Below are 18,665 nucleotides of genomic sequence, written 5' to 3' on the forward strand. Positions count from 1 at the left end.
ACCCCCACCCCCGCCCCAACTCCCGCCCCCGCCGTACGGGGACAGGAAGCCCCCCACGTCCTGCTCGGCCAGCTGCTGCGCCTCACGGGCCAGCGCGTCCGCCCGCTGCGCCTCCGCCAGCGCGCCCGACGCGTCCGGGCCGGCCAGCTCCCGGGCCCGTTCCAGGTGCCGCTGCGCCTCCGCCAGCCGGGTGCGGGCCCGGCTGCCGACCGCCCCCCGGGAGGTCGTGACGTAGTCCGCGGCCGCTCCGATCGTGCTGCGCGCGGTCAGCAGGGTCTGCTCCAGCAGGGCCCGGGCCCGCTGGTTGGAGGTCTCCCGCTCCCGCGCACCGGCCAGCGCCTCGTCCAGCACGGCGTCCGCCTCCTCGGTCCGGCGCAGCGCGTCGAGCGGGTCGTACCGGCCGGCGGCCCGCTCCTGCCGTACGTCGGCCAGCACCGACTCCGCCCGGGCGATGCGGCCGCGCAGGTCGGCGGTGGACACCCCGTCGGTGGTGCCCGTGAGGAGTCCGCGCGCGTCGGCGAGGTCGGTCTCGGTCTCGGTGAGCGCGCCGTCGAGCCGGCCGGCCGCCTCGGCGAGGTCCTGGGCCCGCCGCTCCACGGCGTCCACGAGGGTGGCGGCCTGGTCGACCGCGCCCTCCGCGGCCCGGACGTGGACGGCGGCGACGGCGTTGTCCGCGGCGTCGAGGGCGGTGCGGGCCTCGCCCAGGCTGGTGGTGGCGAACAGCAGCCGGTCCTCGGCCTGTTCGACGCTGCCGGCGACCGGGGCGGAGGCGGAGTCGGCGTACCGGGTGCGCAGTGCGGTCAGGGTGGCCCGGGCGATGGTGGTCCGGCCGGTCAGCTCGCGGAAGCGGGCCTCGACGGCCGCCAGCGCCTGCGGGGCGTTCTTCTGCAGGTCGCGCAGCCGGTCGAAGGCCTCCGTCTCGGCGTCGAGGCCGGCGTTGGCCTCGGTGCAGCGGGCGATGATCTCGTCGAGCATGCGGCGCCGGGTGGGGTCGTCCTCGGGGTAGGCGTCGTCGAGTTGCTGGCGCAGCCGGAAGGCGGCGGTCAGCTCGTCCTCGGCGCGGGCCAGGGCCTCGGTGAACGGCCGGGCCGCCGCGTCGCCGAACTGGGCGGTGGCGAAGCCGAGTTCCTCGGTGCTGGTGCGGACCGCGTCGTCGGTCTCGACCAGCAGGGCCTTCGCGTGGGCGTCGAGCTCGGGCAGGGGGACCTGGCCGGGCGGGGCGGCGGGGGTGCCCCAGCCGGGCGGCGCGGGCGTGGTCGTGCCGGCCTTCGCGCCCTTGCGGCGGCGGCTGCGGCGGTAGGCGAGCGCGCCCAGGGCACCGGCGGCGCCGACCGCGACGACGGGCAGCACGTAGTCCCCGGCGCTGGTCCCGTCGTCCTCGGCCGCCGTGCGGCTGCCGCCGCCCGGGTCGGGGTCCCCGGGGGTGATCGCGGGGGTCGGTACGGGCCGGCCGCCGAGCACCGCGTCGTAGCCGTTCGCCGCGCCGATGGCCGCGCCGGCCCAGTCGTTCTGCCGCAGGGCGGGCTCGACGGCCGTCCGGGCCACGTCGTCCAGCTGCTGCTGGGTGAGGCCGGAGTCGGCGGCGGCGGAGTACGCGTACTGGCGGTCGCCGGTGGCGATCGCGAGGAGGACGTCGTCCCTGCCGAGGCCGTTGCGCTCGGCGGTGGCGTCGGCCCAGCTCTGGGGCGAGCGTCCGGAGAAGCCGTCCACGTACGCGACGAACAGCTGCACGCGGCGGCTGTCGTACAGCCGGTCCAGGGCCCGTGCGACCTCCGCCCGCCGGCCCGCGACGGCTCCGACCCGGTCGGTGACCTGGCCCTGTCGGTCCAGCGCGATGGGGTCGTCGGCGGGGGCGCGGGCCGGCCCCGCCGGCTGCGCGTGCGGTACGGCCGCCACGGCGCGCGGTACGGCCGCCACGGCCGTGCCCGGCGCGGTCCGGCGGGCCGGGTCGGTGCCCAGGCCGTCGAGGTGCCCGGTGGCCGCGCGGGCGGCGTGCTCCGGGGGGCGGACGGTGTGCGGGGCGGGACGGTCCGCCCGTTCGGGCGGGGCCGCCACGGCGGCGCCGGGGCCCTGTGACACGGACTCCGTCAGGGCGAAGGCCGTGAGGCCGAGCGCGGCGAGCGCGAGGGCTGCGCGGGCGGCCGCGCCGGCGCGGCTGCGTCTCCTCCTCGGCGGCGTCACATCTGGGAGCGTATGGGGGGTTCGTCCCCCTCGCGACCGGAGCCGCGGGCGGTGTCGTCGGCGAGGCCGCGCGTCCCGGCCGCGGGACGGTGCGGACCCTGCGGAATGCCCCCCCCGGCCGATTGCCCTGGTGCTTCGCGCCGTGCCCTCCATGACGGGGCCGGCAGTGGCCAGAGCCCTTGGTTGCTGGAACCGCCGGTGCCGGGCGCGGCGGGGCCGCTCGGTTCAGCGCGGAATGCGTAAAGGGGATTCGTGCATTCCGTTCCCCCCCTTTTTAGCGGGTATTGAGACACCGGTCGGTCATATCTAGCCGAGCTTGATTGTGGGTGGGGTGTACTTGCTCAGAGCTTCCTCAATTCTGTTGTCGATGTTCACTCAATCGTGATCCCTTGGTCCTGCCCGGCCGCTGACCCGCGACCGGAGCCCCAGGTTGGGCACGGATTATTCGGATCGGAGAACCTGTGAACAAGCAGTTGAAGGCCGTCGCATTCACGACCGCTGCGGCCGGTGCTGCGGTGATGATGGCCGTCACGCCGGCCTCGGCCGCCGTGACGCCCGGAGCCTCGACCATTGTGGCGAAGAGCAGTACCCCGAACACCGCGACCAGTTCCCTTGCGGGCTGGGATGCTCGGCGCGCTCGGGGCTGCACGAGTGGCGCCTACCTCCTGGGCCGCGTCACCTACCACCTCGGCCGGGTAACGGCGACCAGCGTTGAGCTGAAGAGCTTCGACCTTGAACTCACCGGCGGCAAGGTCACCCAGGTCGGCGGCATCCGCATCGCCCGTGGCACCGACGGCAAGCAGGTTTGGGGCAACCCGTGGAGCATCCCCCCTTACACGCCGAGCCGCACCCAGAAGAAGAACTACCCGGTGAACAAGGTAATTCCGGCGGGTGAGGCGAGGGCCAAGGCTATTCAGCTCACCGTCTACTGGAACGTCTCGCAGGCGCGGGGCGGCGAGCCGGCGGACTGCTGGGGCCAGGGTGATTTCATCTTCAAGGTTCGCCCGGGCAGGTTTACCTACAACGAGCCCGCCTGATGCAGCCTGAGGCGGCCCCGCCGAAATAGGCGAGAGGTGCTGCTGTGAGGGAATGGGGTCGCCCGACGGCGACCCCATTCCCTCATTCGCCGCGCTACCGGCGGCGGATGCGGTTGCCGAGCCAGACCAGGGGGTCGTACTTGCGGTCGACGGCGCGTTCCTTCAGGGGGATCAGGGCGTTGTCCGTGATGCGGATGCCCTCGGGGCAGACCTCCGTGCAGCACTTGGTGATGTTGCAGTAGCCCAGGCCGTGGTCCTCCTGGGCGGTCCGCTTGCGGTCGAGGCCCTGGGACTCGGCCGCGTCCAGCGGGTGCATGTCCAGCTCCGCGACCCGCATCAGGAAGCGCGGCCCGGCGAAGGCGGCCTTGTTCTCCTCGTGGTCGCGCACCACGTGGCACGTGTCCTGGCACAGGAAGCACTCGATGCACTTGCGGAACTCCTGCGAGCGGTCCACGTCCACCTGCTGCATCCGGTACTCGCCCGCGGCCACCCCCGGCGGCGGCACGAAGGCCGGGACCTCGCGCGCCTTCGCGTAGTTGAAGCCCACGTCCGTGACGAGGTCGCGGATGACGGGGAAGGCCCGCAGCGGGGTGACCGTGACGGTCTCGGAGCGGTCGAAGACCGACATGCGCGTCATGCACATCAGCCGCGGCCGCCCGTTGATCTCCGCGCTGCACGAACCGCACTTGCCCGCCTTGCAGTTCCACCGCACCGCCAGGTCCGAGGCCTGCGTGGCCTGCAGCCGGTGGATGATGTCCAGCACCACCTCCCCGTCGTTGACCTCGACGGTGAAGTCGGCCAGGTCCCCGCCCTCCGCGTCGCCCCGCCAGACCCGGAAGCGTGCGTCGTAGGTCGTCACTCGTAGAGCTCCTCTTCGGCGAGGTACTTGACCAGCTCTTCCTTCTCGAAGAGCGCGAGCAGGTCCGGACGGATGGGTTCGGTGCGGGTGCGGACCAGCTCGATGCGGTCGGCGGCCGGGTCCGCGGGGGCCGGGTCGACGGGGCGGCACAGCAGGTTCACCGGCCGCCAGGTCCGCTCCATCGCGGGGCGGTCCTCCCGGGTGTGCCCGCCGCGGCTCTCGGTGCGCTCCAGGGCCGCCTTCGCCACGCACTCGCTGACCAGCAGCATGTTCCGCAGGTCCAGCGCCAGGTGCCAGCCGGGGTTGAACTGCCGGTGGCCCTCGACCCCGGCCCGGGCCGCCCGCGCGCGCAGGGCGGAGAGCCGTTCCAGGGCCTCGCGCATCTCGCCCTCCCGGCGGATGATGCCCACCAGGTCGTTCATGGTGTGCTGGAGCTCCTGGTGGAGCGTGTACGGGTTCTCGGCGCCCTCGGCGGCGTGGAACGGCGCCAGCGCCTCCGCCGCCGCCTCGTCGATCCGGGCCTGCGCCACCGTCGGCCGCGTGCCGGTCCCGATCCGCCCGGCCGCGTACTCGGCGGCGTGCAGCCCGGCCCGGCGGCCGAAGACCAGCAGGTCGGACAGCGAGTTGCCGCCCAGCCGGTTCGAGCCGTGCATGCCGCCGGCCACCTCACCGGCCGCGTACAGGCCGGGGACGCCCACGGTCGCGGCGGTCTCGGAGTCGACGGCGATCCCGCCCATCACGTAGTGGCAGGTCGGGCCGACCTCCATGGGCTCGGCGGTGATGTCGACGTCGGCCAGTTCCTTGAACTGGTGGTACATGGAGGGCAGCCGCCGCCTGATCCGCTCCGCCGGCATGCGGGTGGACACGTCCAGGAAGACCCCGCCGTGCGGGGAGCCGCGCCCGGCCTTGACCTCGGAGTTGATGGCCCGGGCGACCTCGTCGCGGGGCAGCAGCTCGGGCGGGCGCCGGTTGTGGTCCGGGTCCTCGTACCAGCGGTCGCCCTCCTCCTCCGTCTCGGCGTACTTCTCCTTGAAGACGTCCGGGACGTAGTCGAACATGAAGCGCCTGCCCTCGGAGTTGCGCAGTACCCCGCCGTCGCCGCGCACCGACTCGGTGACGAGGATGCCCTTCACCGACGGCGGCCAGACCATGCCGGTGGGGTGGAACTGGACGAACTCCATGTTCAGCAGCGGCGCCCCGGCCAGCAGTGCCAGCGCGTGCCCGTCGCCGGTGTACTCCCACGAGTTGGACGTCGTCTTGAAGGACTTGCCGATGCCGCCCGTGGCCAGCACGACCGCCGGGGCCTCCAGGACGAAGAAGCGGCCGGACTCCCGCTCGTAGCAGAAGACGCCGGCGACCGCGCCGCCGGCGTCCTTCACGACGCGGGTGACGGTGCACTCCTGGAAGATCCTGATGCCGGACTCGTAGTCGCCGGTCTCGGCGTGGTCCTTCTGCTGCAGCTGGACGATCTTCTGCTGGAGCGTGCGGATCAGTTCGAGGCCGGTGCGGTCCCCGACGTGCGCCAGCCGCGGGTACTCGTGGCCGCCGAAGTTGCGCTGCGAGATCCGCCCGTCCGGGGTGCGGTCGAAGAGGGCGCCCCAGGTCTCCAGCTCCCAGACCCGGTCGGGGGCCTCCTTGGCGTGCAGCTCGGCCATCCGCCACTGGTTGAGGAACTTCCCGCCGCGCATGGTGTCGCGGAAGTGCACCTGCCAGTTGTCGTGCTCGTTCACGTTGCCCATGGAGGCGGCGATGCCGCCCTCGGCCATCACCGTGTGGGCCTTGCCGAAGAGGGACTTGCAGATCACCGCGGTACGGGCGCCCCGCTCGCGGGCCTCGATCGCGGCCCGCAGCCCGGCGCCCCCGGCGCCGACCACGACCACGTCCCACTCCTGCCGGTCGACTTGAGCCATCTCGTGCAGCACCTTTCCGTGGGGAGCTAGAAGAAGCGCGGATCCTCGAAGGCGCCGGTGGCCAGCAGGTACACGTACAGGTCGCACACCGCGACGCTGACCAGCGAGGACCAGGCCAGCAGCATGTGGCGGGCGTTGAGCCTCCCCACCCAGCCCCACATCCGGTAGCGCACCGGGTGCTTGGAGAAGTGCTTCAGGCGGCCGCCGATGATGTGCCGGCAGGAATGGCAGGACAGCGTGTACGCCCAGATCAGCACGATGTTCGCGAGGAAGACCAGGCTGCCCAGGCCCATGTGGCCCCAGGCGTAGTGCTCGTCGCGGAAGGTCAGCACGGTGTCGTACGTGAGGATGCCGGCGACCGGCAGCGCCGCGTAGAAGAAGTACCGGTGCAGGTTCTGCAGGATCAGCGGGAAGCGGGTCTCCCCGGTGTACGCCGTGTGGGGCTCGGCCACCGCGCAGGCGGGAGGCGAGGCCCAGAAGCCGCGGTAGTAGGCCTTGCGGTAGTAGTAGCAGGTCAGCCGGAAGCCGAGCGGGAAGACCAGGATCAGCAGGGCGGGGGACAGGCCCCACCAGCTGCCGAACAGGGCCCAGTTGGGGCCGCCGTGCATGGGCGCGCAGTTCTCCGCCAGGCAGGGCGAGTAGAAGGGCGAGACGTAGGGCGCCGCGTAGTAGTGGGCGTTCGCGAAGGCCCGCCAGGTCGAGTACGCGATGAAGGCGAGCAGGCCGGCCGCGGTGGCGGCGGGGGCCAGCCACCAGCGGTCGGTGCGCAGGTGCCGGGCCCGGATCGCGGCCCGGGAGGGGTCGTGGACGCCGGTCAGCCGGTGGGGCGGTGGTTGGGTGCCTGTGGCCAAGAGGGACTCCGGGTGGAGTGGGCGAGGGGTGTGCGGCCGCGCCGCCGGGGTGCGGACCGGCGCGGCCGTGGGGGCGGGAACGCGACGGCGCCGCACCGGGCCGCCGCGGGAACGCGGTGGCCCGGACGGCGCCGGAGCGCGCGCCGGTGGCCCGTGCCCGGTGGGGGCCCGGGGCCTGGGGGAGCCGGGGGAGCCGGGGGAGCTACGGGGCCCGGCGGTCGCGGGCGCCGAGGCCCTCGTCGTCCGAGTCGGACCACAGGGCGGAGTCGTACGGCGTGTCGGGGATGCTGACCATGCCCGACCGGCCCGGCGGGGTGTCCCGGCCGGCGGCGGGCGGCTGCCCGGCGGCCTTCCGCTCCAGTTGCTCGACCTTTCGGGTGAGCTCGTCCAGGTTGCGGCGTACGGCGTTCAAATCGTCCTGCAGGGACATGACTTGCCCTCACTTCCGCAGGTTGCGGTGGCAACGCTCATGTGCGCCTGCGAGTGTCGCGCCTCCCGTCCCCGCTTGTGAAGGGACGTGCGGCGATTGCGGGCGCGCAGGCGCGATCTGTGCGCCCCCTCCTGTGTCCATTCTCGTCCCTCCGGGGAGGGAAGGCGCTGCCGACCCGCAACTCGCGTTGGTCCGAGCGGGTGGGGTTCGCGGCGTGGCGGGGCCCGGCTGAGGGGGCTGCGGCGGGCGGTCGATTTCAGTGGGTTCCGACACCGGTGTGATCAGCTCCATATACCGCCGAAAGTGATCGTTCACGGCCGTCCCCGCCCGTTCCGTCCCGTTCCGGAGGTACCCCCATGTCCCAGCGAAGGCGCGGCTCCTTGGCGTTCCTGACCTCGGGCGTCCTCGCTCTGCCCCTCCTGGCAGGCTGCAGCGCCTCCGACGGCGGCGGCCCGGCCGCGTCCCCGCCGGACATCCAGGCCACCGTCCGGGACCTGGTCGCGGACGGTGGGGTGATGCGGTGGGCGGTGGACTCCCTGCCGGACACCCTCAACGCCTACCAGGCCGACGCGGACGCCACGACCGGCCGGATCGCGGGCGCGGTGCTGCCCGCCCTCTTCACCCTCGACGACCGCGGCCGGCCCGTGGCCAATCCGGACTACCTGGAGAAGGCCGAGGTCACGGGGCGCGAGCCCAAGCAGGTCGTGGTCTACAAGCTGAACCAGCAGGCCGTGTGGAGCGACGGGCGGGAGATCGGCGCGGCCGACTTCGTGTCCCAGTGGCGGGCCCTGAGCGGCCGCGACTCCGCCTTCTGGACCGCCCGCAACGCCGGCTACGACCGCATCGAGAAGATCGAGCGCGGGGCGAACGACCTGGAGGTCAAGGTCACCTTCGCCAAGCCGTACGCGGACTGGCGGTCGCTGTTCTCCCCGCTCTACCCCAAGCAGGTCACCGGCACGCCGGACGCCTTCAACGAGGGCGCCCGCGGCGCGCTCAAGGTCACCGCGGGCCCCTTCACCCTCGGCGCGGTCGACAAGGGCGCCCGTACGGTCACGCTGTCCCGCAACCCGCGCTGGTGGGGCAAGCCGGCCAAGCTCGACACCCTCGTGCTCACCGCCGTGCCGCGGGCGGAGCGGGCGGCCGCGCTGGCCGCCGGGAAGCTGGACATCGCCGAGATCGACCGGGCCACGGCCGAGCGGATCACGCTCGCCGTCGGGGACGCCCCCGGCGGGGCGGCCGGCACGCCCGCGCACGGGTCCGGCGCCCGGACCACGACCGGGCAGGCCGCCCGCCCGTACGACGCCCAGCGGCGGGCGCTGGCCGGGTACCGGGTCCGGCGCTCCCTGGAGCCGGTCTGGACCCAGCTCGCCCTGAACGGCTCCACCGGCCCGCTCGCCGACGAGCGGGTGCGCCGGGCGGTGGCCCGCGCCCTGGACCGGCAGGACCTGGCCGACCTGGTGCTGCGGCCCCTCGGGCTGCCGGCGAAGCCGGTCGGCAGCCACCTGGCGCTGGCCGGGCAGCGTGCGTACGCCGACAACAGCGACGCGCTGGGCGGCCAGGACCCGAAGGCGGCCCAGGCGCTGCTGGCCGACGCGGGCTGGCGGCGCGGGGCCCCGCTGAGCGACCGGACGGACGGGGCCCGGGCCGGCAGTCAGGCCACGGGGGAGGAGCGCGACAAGAAGGACGACGGGAAGACCGCGCGCGGCGACGGCACCGGCAACGACGGGCTGTACATCGTCGGCGACGACAAGAACCCCGACGGCAAGAACCCCCAGGGCAAGAACCCCGGGGGCGGGGCCGCCGACGCGAAGCACCCGGCCCGCGCCGCCACCCAGTACCGCGTCTTCGGCGCCCCCGCCCTCGCCCACGGGGCCGGCCACGGCAGCGCGGCCGATCCGGGGCGCGCGGCCGTCCCGGAGGGCGGCTACCGGAGCCGGCCGGACGGCGAGGCCGTCGGCGCGGACACCGCCGGCGAGCTGCGGGGCGGCCCCGCCCTGATCGCCCCGGCCCCGCTGGCGGCCCTGCAGGGCGCCTCGCTCGTCGCCCAGGCCGAGGCGGCGGCCCAGGCGGACGCGGCCGGCGCCCGCGACGACGGCAAGAAGCGGGCCGAGGAGGAGCCGGCCGCCCCCGCGGACGGCAAGGACCCGGCGGCCGGGGCCCGCGCGGTGGGCGAGCCGCAGGCCGGCGCCTACGCCCCGCAGGGCACTCCGGCCCCGGCCCCCGCCAAGCAGGTCCGCACCTCGGGGAACCTGCTCGCCAAGGACGGCCGGACCCTCTCGCTGCGGTTCGTCCTGCCCTCGGGCCCGGGCTCGGAGCAGCTGCGGGCGGTGGGCGACCGGATCTCGCAGATGCTGCTGAAGATCGGCATCAGCACCGAGGTGACCAAGGTGGCGGACGACAGCTTCTTCAAGGACCACATCGCCTCCGGCCAGTACGACCTGGCCCTGTACTCGTGGCCCGCGACCGCCTTCCCCGCCACCGACGCCCGGCCGATCTTCGCCAAGCCGGAGCCGGCCGCGGACGGCTCGCTGCTGATCGAACAGAACTACACCCGGGTCGGCACCGACCACATCGACCAGCTGTTCGACCAGGCCCTGGGCGAGCTGGACGAGGACGAGGCCCGGGAGCTGATGAAGAAGGCGGACGCCCGGATCTGGGCGGCCGCCGGTTCGATCCCGCTCTTCCAGCGGCCGGAGCTGGTCGCGGTCAAGGCGGGCGTGGTCAACGCCGGCGCCTTCGGCCTCGGCGCCCCGCACTACCAGGACATCGGCTGGAAGAAGGCCGGCGCGGCCGGCGCCCCGAAGAACAAGGGGTAGCGGCTCCGGGAACACCGGCCGCCCCGCCGGCGAAACCTGCGGGGCGGGCACCGGGAGATCCTGTGGAGACCGGGGTCCGCAACCTCAGAAGTGCCTCAATTTCCTTGCCCGCCGGCGCGCCCGGCGGGCAAGGTCGTACGCACCCGTTGACCCGGCCCCGCACCGTTCCACCCGGCCCTTGACCCGGCCCCGTGCCCCATCGCCCCGGCTCCGCCGGCCGCGTCCGGTCCCCACGACCGTACGGACTCGGCCACCCCCGAAAGCTCCTCCCTCCGGGCTCTTGACATACCCCCGGCATGCGCCCCGCGCTGCGCGAAGTACCATGGGGTAAGGCCGTGGCAGGTTTTCCGCCCGGCGGGCTCGCGTGCCGGACCGTACGCGACGCCAATCCACGATCCGGGAGAAGCGCCGAAGTATGCCCACGCGCCACGATATTCGTAACGTCGCCATCGTCGCCCACGTCGACCACGGCAAGACGACCATCGTCGACGCCATGCTCAAGCAGGCCGGCGCCTTCGCGGCCCACCAGCAGCTCGACGACCGCATGATGGACTCGAACGACCTGGAGCGTGAGAAGGGCATCACGATCCTCGCCAAGAACACGGCGGTGAAGTACCACCCCAAGGACGGCGGGGCCCCGATCACGATCAACATCATCGACACCCCCGGCCACGCCGACTTCGGTGGCGAGGTCGAGCGCGGTCTGTCGATGGTCGACGCCGTCGTCCTCCTGGTGGACGCCTCCGAGGGTCCGCTGCCGCAGACCCGCTTCGTGCTCCGCAAGGCGCTCCAGGCCCGGATGCCCGTCATCCTCTGCATCAACAAGACGGACCGCCCGGACTCCCGGATCGACGAGGTCGTCAACGAGACGTACGACCTCTTCCTGGACCTGGACGCCGACGAGGACCAGATCGAGTTCCCGATCGTCTACGCCTGCGGCCGCGACGGCATCGCCTCGCTGACCAAGCCGGAGGACGGCACCGTCCCGGCGGACTCCACCAACCTGGAGCCGTTCTTCTCCACGATCCTGGAGCACGTCCCGGCCCCGACGTACGAGGAGGACGCGCCGCTCCAGGCCCACGTCACCAACCTCGACGCCGACAACTTCCTCGGCCGCATCGCGCTGCTCCGCGTCGAGCAGGGCGAGCTGCGCAAGGGCCAGACGGTCGCGTGGATCAAGCGCGACGGCACGATCTCGAACGTCCGCATCACCGAGCTGATGATGACCGAGGCGCTCACCCGCAAGCCCGCCGAGGTCGCCGGCCCCGGTGACATCTGCGCCGTCGCCGGTATCCCCGACATCATGATCGGCGAGACGCTGGCCGACCCGGAGAACCCGATCGCGCTGCCGCTGATCACGGTGGACGAGCCGGCCATCTCCATGGTCATCGGCACCAACACCTCCCCGCTGGTCGGCCGCGGCGGCAGCGGCAAGGGCGCGGACGCCAAGTCCGCCGTCAAGGACCGCAAGGTCACCGCCCGCCAGGTCAAGGACCGCCTGGACCGCGAGCTGATCGGTAACGTCTCCCTGCGCGTCCTGGACACCGAGCGCCCGGACGCCTGGGAGGTGCAGGGCCGCGGTGAGCTGGCGCTGGCCATCCTGGTCGAGCAGATGCGCCGCGAGGGCTTCGAGCTGACCATCGGCAAGCCCCAGGTCGTCACCAAGGAGGTCGACGGCAAGACCCACGAGCCCGTCGAGCGCATGACGATCGACGTGCCCGAGGAGCACATGGGTGCCGTCACCCAGCTCATGGGCGTCCGCAAGGGCCGCATGGACAACATGTCGAACCACGGCTCCGGCTGGGTCCGCATGGAGTTCGTCGTCCCGTCCCGCGGCCTGATCGGCTTCCGTACGGAGTTCCTGACGCAGACCCGCGGCACCGGCATCGCGCACTCGATCCACGAGGGCCACGAGCCGTGGTTCGGCCCGCTGCAGACCCGCAACAACGGCTCCCTGGTCGCCGACCGCGCCGGTGCGGTCACCGCGTTCGCGATGACCAACCTGCAGGAGCGCGGCGTGCTGTTCACCGACCCCGGCACCGAGGTGTACGAGGGCATGATCGTCGGCGAGAACTCCCGCTCCGACGACATGGACGTGAACATCACCAAGGAGAAGAAGCTCACCAACATGCGCTCCGCCTCCGCCGACTCCTTCGAGGCGATCGTCCCGCCGCGCAAGCTCTCCCTGGAGCAGTCCCTGGAGTTCTGCCGCGACGACGAGTGCGTCGAGGTGACCCCGGAGGCCGTGCGCATCCGCAAGGTCGTCCTGGACCAGAAGGAGCGCTCGCGCACCGCGTCGCGCGCCAAGGCCGCCAAGTAGGGCGTACGGCCGCCGAGTAGTAAGCAGAGTCACAAGGCCTGGTAAAAGAGGCCGCACCGCACTGGCCGCCGGAGTGTGCCGTGGCGCACACTGCGGCAGGCGCGACGGATGACAACAGCCCGGCCCCCACGGACTCGTGGGGGCCGGGCTGTGTGCGTTGTCCGACGGTTTGTCAACCGGATTGTTGCACTCCGGTGTCCGGATTCCGACCGTCACACTCCGGAACGTGCGCTAACAGTCCGTTTCGCACGTGTCTGTCTGTGCTCCCTTTGTCCGTATTTCGGGTTTTGAGAGCTGTTGATGTTGTGAAAACGAGACCCTTTAAGTGTGGTTAACGGACAGTGCTGTCCTTGAGGATGTCTGCATTGAGCTCGGGTCAATGGGTCACGCGCTGTGGGGAGCGCCGACTCACGAGCACACTCGGGGCACTGTCTCGCAGCCGTCAGGGGTGTCGGCTGCTTACTTGTGTCCCTCATGTTGATCAGTGGACTCATGAGGAGGAATCCCATGCGCGGTGCCAAGAGCGCCAAGCTGGTAACGGGCGCGATCGTCGTCGCCCTGGCGGCCACGGCCTGTGGTGGCAACGACGGCAAGACCGGCTCGGCCAAGGGTGCCGTTGACCCGAAGGGTGTCTGGAGCTACCAGAGCTCCGAGCCGCAGAACCCGCTGCAGCCCGCCAACGCCATGGAGGTCGGTGGCGGCCGCATCATCAAGAACCTGTTCCGCGGTCTCCTGGACTACGACCCGGCCACGGGCAAGCTGCGCAACCAGATGGCCGAGAAGATCGAGACCACTGACGCCCAGCACTACAAGGTCACCCTGAAGTCGGGCTGGACCTTCCACGACGGCACCCCGGTCACCGCCGCGTCCTTCGTGGACAGCTGGAACTGGTCCGCCGCGACCAAGAACAACCAGATCAACTCGAACTGGTTCGCCGACATCGCCGGTTACACCGACGTGCACCCGGAGAAGGGCGCCGCGAAGACCGACAAGATGTCCGGTCTGAAGGTCGTCTCGGACACCGAGTTCACCATCGACCTGGTCCAGCCGGTCTCCTACTTCCAGTACAAGCTCGGCTACACGGCCTTCTCGCCGCTGCCGAAGGCGTTCTTCGGTGACCCGAAGAAGTACGGCCAGGCCCCCATCGGCAACGGCCCGTACAAGTTCGTCAGCTGGGAGCACAACAAGGCCGTCACGCTGGCCGCGTACGACGGTTACAAGGGCGACGACAAGCCGAAGAACGGCGGCATCGTCTTCAAGAACTACACCCAGGCCGAGGCCGCCTACAAGGAGGCCGTGTCCGACACCCTGGACGTCCTGGACCAGGTCAGCCCGACCAACCTGCTCAAGTACAAGTCGGACCTCGGTGACCGCGCCGTGGACCAGGCCATGGGTGGCATCACCTCCATCGCCTTCGCCATGTACAACAAGGACTGGCAGGGCGTGAACAAGGCCCAGGTCCGCAAGGGTCTGTCGATGGCGATCGACCGCGACACGATCACCAAGACCGTGCTGCAGGGCTCCCGTCAGCCCGCCGACTCCTGGGTCGCCCCGGGTGTCGCCGGCTACAAGTCCGGCGCCTGCGGCGAGGCCTGCAAGTTCGACGCGGCCAAGGCCAAGGAGCTGATCAAGGCCGGCGGCGGCGTCCCCGGCAACAAGATCACCATCCTGTACAACGCCGACGGTGGTCACAAGGAGTGGGTGGACGCGGTCTGCAACTCCATCCGTCAGTCCACGGGCGTCGAGTGCGTCGGTGACCCGAAGGCCGACTTCAAGACGGCCCGCGACATCATCGACGGCCACAAGGTCAAGAGCATCATGCGCTCGGCCTGGCAGCAGGACTACCCGCTGAACGCCAACTTCCTCCGTGACATCTACGGCACCGGCGCTTCCGCGAACGACTCGCTGTACTCCTCCCCCGAGTTCGACAAGCTCACCAAGGAGGCCGACAAGGCCACCTCGGTCGACAAGACCACCGAGCTGTACCAGCAGGCCGAGGCCGTCCTCGCGAAGGACATGCCCTCCATCCCGCTCTGGTACTACAAGACGAACGCGGGCTGGTCGAACAACGTCCAGAACGTGACGTACGACTCCTTCGGCGACCCGGTGTTCACCCAGGTCGAGGTCAAGAAGAAGTAACTGGTCGGCAACCGGCCCACCCCTCACGCTCCGCGAACCGCGGAGCAGGCAGTTTGACGACACGGCCGGACGCTCCCCCCGACTCTGGGGGAGCGGTCCGGCCGCTGTCGCGCCGACCACCAATGGAGGCACCATGGGGCGCTATGTCGCGAGGCGACTGCTCCAGATGATCCCGGTATTCCTCGGGACCACTTTGCTCATCTTCCTGATGGTGTACGCCCTCCCGGGCGACCCCGTCCGAGCCATGTGGGGCGACAAGGCGGCAGACCCCGCCCAGCTCGCGTCCATCAAGCACGAACTGGGCCTGGACCAGCCGCTGTGGAAGCAGTACCTGGACTACATCACCAACCTCGTCCAGTTCGATTTCGGCAAGACGATGTCCGGCCGCCAGGTCACGGACGTGATGGGTGAGGCCCTCCCCGTCACCGTCCGCCTCGCCCTGCTGGCCTTCAGCATCGAGCTCGTCCTGGGCATCCTGCTCGGCGTTCTCGCTGGTCTGCGCCGCAACAAGATCATGGACAAGCTCGTCCTGGTCGTCACCCTGCTGGTGATCTCCATGCCGATCTTCGTTCTCGCGTACATCCTCCAGGCGGTCTTCTCCGACACCCTGGGCTGGGTCACCCCGACCGTCCAGGACTCGATGGACCTGCAGCAGCTGATGCTGCCGGCCATCGTGCTGGGCTCGCTGTCCCTGGCGTACGTCGCCCGTCTGACGCGGACGTCGATCGTCGAGAACATGCGCTCGGACTACATCCGCACCGCGGTGGCCAAGGGCCTGCCCCGCCGCCGGATCATCGGCCGCCACCTGCTGCGCAACTCGATGATCCCCGTGGTCACCTTCCTCGGTACCGACCTGGGCGCCCTCATGGGCGGCGCCATCGTCACCGAGGGCATCTTCAACGTGCAGGGCGTGGGCAACGCGCTCTACCGCGCGATCAACGGCAAGGAGGGTGCGACGGTGGTCGGTTTCGTGACCGTGCTCGTCGTCGTCTACCTGCTCTCCAGCCTGATCGTCGACCTGCTCTACGCCGTCCTGGACCCGAGGATCCGGTATGCCTGACACCATCCAGACGGCCGAGGCCGTGACCGAGCAGACCGCTGCCGCCGCCGCGGCGCCGGCCAAGAAGGACGACAAGGCCCGCAGCCTCTGGTCGGACGCGTGGGGCGACCTGCGCCGCCGCCCGGTCTTCGTCCTCTCGCTCGCGCTGATCGTCCTGCTCATCGCCATCGCCATCGCGCCCGGCCTGTTCACCTCGGTGGACCCGCGCGCCGGCGACCTGCGCAACCACTACCTGTCGACCCCGAACTGGGGCCACCTGTTCCAGCCCGACTGGTTCGGTTACGACGGCCAGGGCCGCTCGATCTACGCCCGTATGCTCTACGGCGCCCGCGCCTCGATCACCGTCGGCATCACCGTCACCGGCGCGGTCACGATCATCGGTGGCATCACCGGTCTGATCGCCGGCTACTTCGGCGGCTGGGTCGACACCGTCGTCTCCCGCATCACCGACATCTTCTTCGGCATCCCGCTGCTGCTGGGCTCGCTGATCGTTCTGAACGCCTTCGCGGAGCGCACCATCTGGACCGTGGTCTTCGCGATGACGTTCCTCGGCTGGACCCAGATGACCCGCGTCATGCGCGGTGCGGTGATCATCGCCAAGGAGGCGGACTACGTCACCGCCGCCCGGGCGCTGGGCGCCGGCACCTGGCGGATCATGCTCCGCCACATCGTGCCGAACGCCATCGCGCCCGTGATCGTCGTCGCGACCATCGCGCTCGGCGGCTACATCGGCGCCGAGGCGACCCTGAGCTACCTGGGCATCGGCCTGCAGGACCCGACCATCAGCTGGGGCATCGACATCTCGTCGGCCCAGCAGGTGATCCGCACGGCCCCGCACGTGCTGTTCTTCCCCGCAGGCATGCTGAGCCTCACCGTGCTGGCGTTCATCATGCTCGGCGACGCGGTGCGCGACGCCCTCGACCCCAAGCTGCGCTGAGGAGGGCGTACGTGACCACCACCGACAAGACCGCGACGGTCCCGGCCCCGCGCAACGGGGAGAAGGACTACCAGGGCTCGCTGCTCGAAGTCCGAGACCTGCACGTCGAGTTCCACACCCGTGAGGGTGTCGCCAAGGCCGTCAACGGCGTCAACTACTCCGTCGACGCCGGCGAGACGCTGGCCGTGCTGGGCGAGTCCGGCTCCGGCAAGTCCGTCACCGCGCAGGCGATCATGGGCATCCTCGACATGCCCCCCGGCCGCATCCCGAAGGGCGAGATCGTCTTCCGCGGCCAGGACATGCTCAAGATGAGCAACGAGGAGCGCCGGAAGATCCGCGGCCGGAAGATCGCCATGATCTTCCAGGACGCGCTGTCCTCCCTGAACCCCGTGCTCAACGTGGGTTACCAGCTGGGCGAGATGTTCCGCGTCCACGAGGGCATGTCCGCCAAGGACGCCAAGGCCAAGGCCGTCGAGCTGATGGACCGGGTGAAGATCCCCGCCGCCAAGGCCCGGGTCAACGACTACCCGCACCAGTTCTCCGGCGGTATGCGCCAGCGCATCATGATCGCCATGGCCCTGGCCCTCGAGCCGGACCTGATCATCGCCGACGAGCCCACCACCGCCCTGGACGTGACCGTCCAGGCGCAGGTCATGGACCTGCTGGCGGAGCTCCAGCGCGAGATGAACATGGGTCTGATCCTGATCACCCACGACCTCGGCGTCGTCGCCGACGTCGCGGACAAGATCGCGGTCATGTACGCCGGCCGGATCGTCGAGACCGCCCCGGTCCACGAGATCTACAAGCGCCCGGCGCACCCGTACACCAAGGGCCTGCTGGACTCGATCCCGCGGCTCGACCAGAAGGGCTCGGAGCTCTTCGCGATCAAGGGCCTGCCGCCCAACCTGCTCAACCTCCCGAGCGGTTGCTCGTTCAACCCGCGCTGCACCGCGGTCCAGGACGTGTGCCGGACCGAGGTCCCGGCGCTGCAGCTGGTGACCGAGCAGGACGGCAGCGAGCTGCCGGGCCGCAAGAGCGCCTGCCACTTCTGGAAGGAGACGATCCATGGCTGAGCTCAGCAAGAACGACGGGGCTGCCGAGGAAGCCGTCTCCGCCGAGGCCGTCGAGGCCGCGATCAGCGCGCCCGTCGCCAAGGGTGAGCCGATCCTGCAGGTGCGCAACCTGGTCAAGCACTTCCCGCTGACCCAGGGCGTCCTGTTCAAGAAGCAGGTCGGCGCCGTCAAGGCCGTCGACGGCGTCTCGTTCGACCTGTACCAGGGCGAGACCCTGGGCATCGTGGGCGAGTCCGGCTGTGGCAAGTCCACGGTCGCCAAGCTGCTGATGAACCTGGAGCGCGCCACCGCGGGCGAGGTCTTCTACAAGGGCCAGGACATCACCAAGCTGTCGGGCCGCGCCCTCAAGGCCGTCCGCCGCAACATCCAGATGGTGTTCCAGGACCCGTACACCTCGCTCAACCCCCGTATGACGGTGGGCGACATCATCGGCGAGACCTTCGAGATCCACCCCGAGGTGGCCCCGAAGGGCGACCGGCGCCGCAAGGTGCAGGAGCTCCTCGACGTCGTCGGCCTGAACCCGGAGTACATCAACCGCTACCCGCACCAGTTCTCGGGCGGTCAGCGCCAGCGCATCGGCATCGCCCGCGGCCTCGCGCTCAACCCCGAGATCATCATCTGCGACGAGCCGTGCAGATCTACGACCACCCGACGCACCCCTACACCCAGGCGCTGCTCTCCGCCGTCCCGGTCCCGGACCCGGACGCGCGCGAGCACCGCGAGCGGATCATCCTCACCGGTGACGTCCCCTCGCCGGCCAACCCGCCGTCGGGCTGCCGCTTCCGCACCCGCTGCTGGAAGGCCCAGGACAAGTGCGCCGAGGAGGTGCCCGTGCTGGCGATCCCCGAGCGCTTCAAGGGCTCGGACTCCCCGGCCGCGCACGAGTCGGCCTGCCACTTCGCGGAGGACAAGGACGTCCTCGGCGTCGTCTGATCCTCCCGGTACGTCCTCAGGGCGCCCGAGCCGCTTCCGAGCGGCCCGGGCGCCCTGCGGCGTTTCCGGGGCGACGGCCCGCCGGATCCGCTCAGCCCGTGGTACTCAACGGTCGCAGT

General features: G+C 71.1%; 12 protein-coding genes and 1 pseudogene. 8 read left to right on the forward strand and 5 right to left on the reverse strand.

Annotation, left to right across the window (positions count from 1 at the left end):
- Nucleotides 1-1,896, reverse strand: a 1,896-nt coding sequence (locus tag IF43_RS0123000; protein ID WP_234332493.1) for a TPM domain-containing protein, incomplete at its 3' end; no start/stop codon positions are given.
- Between the two features lie 746 nt (nucleotides 1,897-2,642).
- Here IF43_RS0123000 and IF43_RS0123005 point away from each other — a divergent pair.
- A complete protein-coding gene (locus IF43_RS0123005; protein ID WP_030203835.1) occupies nucleotides 2,643-3,218 on the forward strand; it encodes a hypothetical protein in 576 nt (191 codons plus the stop codon).
- 94 nt (nucleotides 3,219-3,312) lie between these two features.
- Here the strand turns inward: IF43_RS0123005 and IF43_RS0123010 are convergent, their stop codons facing one another.
- The 4 genes from IF43_RS0123010 to IF43_RS0123025 all read right to left on the reverse strand — a co-directional run bounded on the left by IF43_RS0123010 (nucleotide 3,313) and on the right by IF43_RS0123025 (nucleotide 7,268).
- Nucleotides 3,313-4,077, reverse strand: a complete 765-nt coding sequence (locus IF43_RS0123010) for a succinate dehydrogenase/fumarate reductase iron-sulfur subunit (protein WP_030203836.1) — start codon at nucleotides 4,075-4,077, stop codon at nucleotides 3,313-3,315.
- Nucleotides 4,074-5,987 (reverse strand): fumarate reductase/succinate dehydrogenase flavoprotein subunit, encoded by a 1,914-nt coding sequence (locus tag IF43_RS0123015; RefSeq protein ID WP_030203838.1) that lies wholly within the window; start codon nucleotides 5,985-5,987, stop codon nucleotides 4,074-4,076. The genes IF43_RS0123010 and IF43_RS0123015 overlap by 4 nt, the downstream gene beginning before the upstream one ends.
- Before the next feature lie 26 nt (nucleotides 5,988-6,013).
- Nucleotides 6,014-6,838, reverse strand: coding sequence for a hypothetical protein (locus IF43_RS0123020; RefSeq protein ID WP_030203840.1), 825 nt, complete (start codon nucleotides 6,836-6,838; stop codon nucleotides 6,014-6,016).
- A 202-nt stretch (nucleotides 6,839-7,040) separates the two neighbouring features.
- On the reverse strand, nucleotides 7,041-7,268 hold the full coding sequence (locus tag IF43_RS0123025; protein WP_030203843.1) for a hypothetical protein: 228 nt from the start codon (nucleotides 7,266-7,268) through the stop codon (nucleotides 7,041-7,043).
- Nucleotides 7,269-7,624: 356 nt separating this feature from the next.
- On the opposite strand from IF43_RS0123025, the gene IF43_RS0123030 reads away from it, so the two are divergent.
- The 7 genes and pseudogenes from IF43_RS0123030 to IF43_RS36780 all read left to right on the forward strand — a co-directional run bounded on the left by IF43_RS0123030 (nucleotide 7,625) and on the right by IF43_RS36780 (nucleotide 18,546).
- Nucleotides 7,625-10,084: an ABC transporter family substrate-binding protein gene (locus tag IF43_RS0123030; RefSeq protein WP_030203845.1), complete on the forward strand. Its 2,460-nt coding sequence runs from the start codon at nucleotides 7,625-7,627 to the stop codon at nucleotides 10,082-10,084.
- 415 nt (nucleotides 10,085-10,499) lie between these two features.
- On the forward strand, nucleotides 10,500-12,404 hold the full coding sequence (gene typA / locus IF43_RS0123035; RefSeq protein ID WP_030203847.1) for a translational GTPase TypA: 1,905 nt from the start codon (nucleotides 10,500-10,502) through the stop codon (nucleotides 12,402-12,404).
- A gap of 507 nt (nucleotides 12,405-12,911) precedes the next feature.
- Complete coding sequence (locus IF43_RS0123040; RefSeq protein ID WP_030203850.1) at nucleotides 12,912-14,543, forward strand: ABC transporter substrate-binding protein; 1,632 nt, start codon at nucleotides 12,912-12,914, stop codon at nucleotides 14,541-14,543.
- Nucleotides 14,544-14,676: 133 nt separating this feature from the next.
- Nucleotides 14,677-15,603, forward strand: a complete 927-nt coding sequence (locus tag IF43_RS0123045) for an ABC transporter permease (protein ID WP_030203853.1) — start codon at nucleotides 14,677-14,679, stop codon at nucleotides 15,601-15,603.
- Complete coding sequence (locus tag IF43_RS0123050) at nucleotides 15,596-16,540, forward strand: ABC transporter permease (protein WP_030203856.1); 945 nt, start codon at nucleotides 15,596-15,598, stop codon at nucleotides 16,538-16,540. Before IF43_RS0123045 ends, IF43_RS0123050 begins: the two co-directional genes overlap by 8 nt.
- A gap of 11 nt (nucleotides 16,541-16,551) precedes the next feature.
- Nucleotides 16,552-17,613: an ABC transporter ATP-binding protein gene (locus tag IF43_RS0123055; RefSeq protein ID WP_030203858.1), complete on the forward strand. Its 1,062-nt coding sequence runs from the start codon at nucleotides 16,552-16,554 to the stop codon at nucleotides 17,611-17,613.
- Nucleotides 17,606-18,546, forward strand: a pseudogene (locus IF43_RS36780) (ABC transporter ATP-binding protein). Before IF43_RS0123055 ends, IF43_RS36780 begins: the two are co-directional and overlap by 8 nt.
- The last annotated feature ends 119 nt before the right edge of the window (nucleotides 18,547-18,665 follow it).

Source organism: Streptomyces sp. NRRL S-87, assembly GCF_000719335.1.
GTDB lineage: Bacteria > Actinomycetota > Actinomycetes > Streptomycetales > Streptomycetaceae > Streptomyces.

Bases quoted from the DNA above. Each gene is read 5' to 3' on its own strand.
- IF43_RS0123025 (WP_030203843.1), bottom strand. From the start codon at position 7,268: ATGTCCCTGCAGGACGATTTGAACGCCGTACGCCGCAACCTGGACGAG.
- IF43_RS0123040 (WP_030203850.1), top strand. From the start codon at position 12,912: ATGCGCGGTGCCAAGAGCGCCAAGCTGGTAACGGGCGCGATCGTCGTC.
- IF43_RS0123015 (WP_030203838.1), bottom strand. From the start codon at position 5,987: ATGGCTCAAGTCGACCGGCAGGAGTGGGACGTGGTCGTGGTCGGCGCC.
- IF43_RS0123050 (WP_030203856.1), top strand. From the start codon at position 15,596: ATGCCTGACACCATCCAGACGGCCGAGGCCGTGACCGAGCAGACCGCT.
- IF43_RS0123045 (WP_030203853.1), top strand. From the start codon at position 14,677: ATGGGGCGCTATGTCGCGAGGCGACTGCTCCAGATGATCCCGGTATTC.
- typA (WP_030203847.1), top strand. From the start codon at position 10,500: ATGCCCACGCGCCACGATATTCGTAACGTCGCCATCGTCGCCCACGTC.
- IF43_RS0123030 (WP_030203845.1), top strand. From the start codon at position 7,625: ATGTCCCAGCGAAGGCGCGGCTCCTTGGCGTTCCTGACCTCGGGCGTC.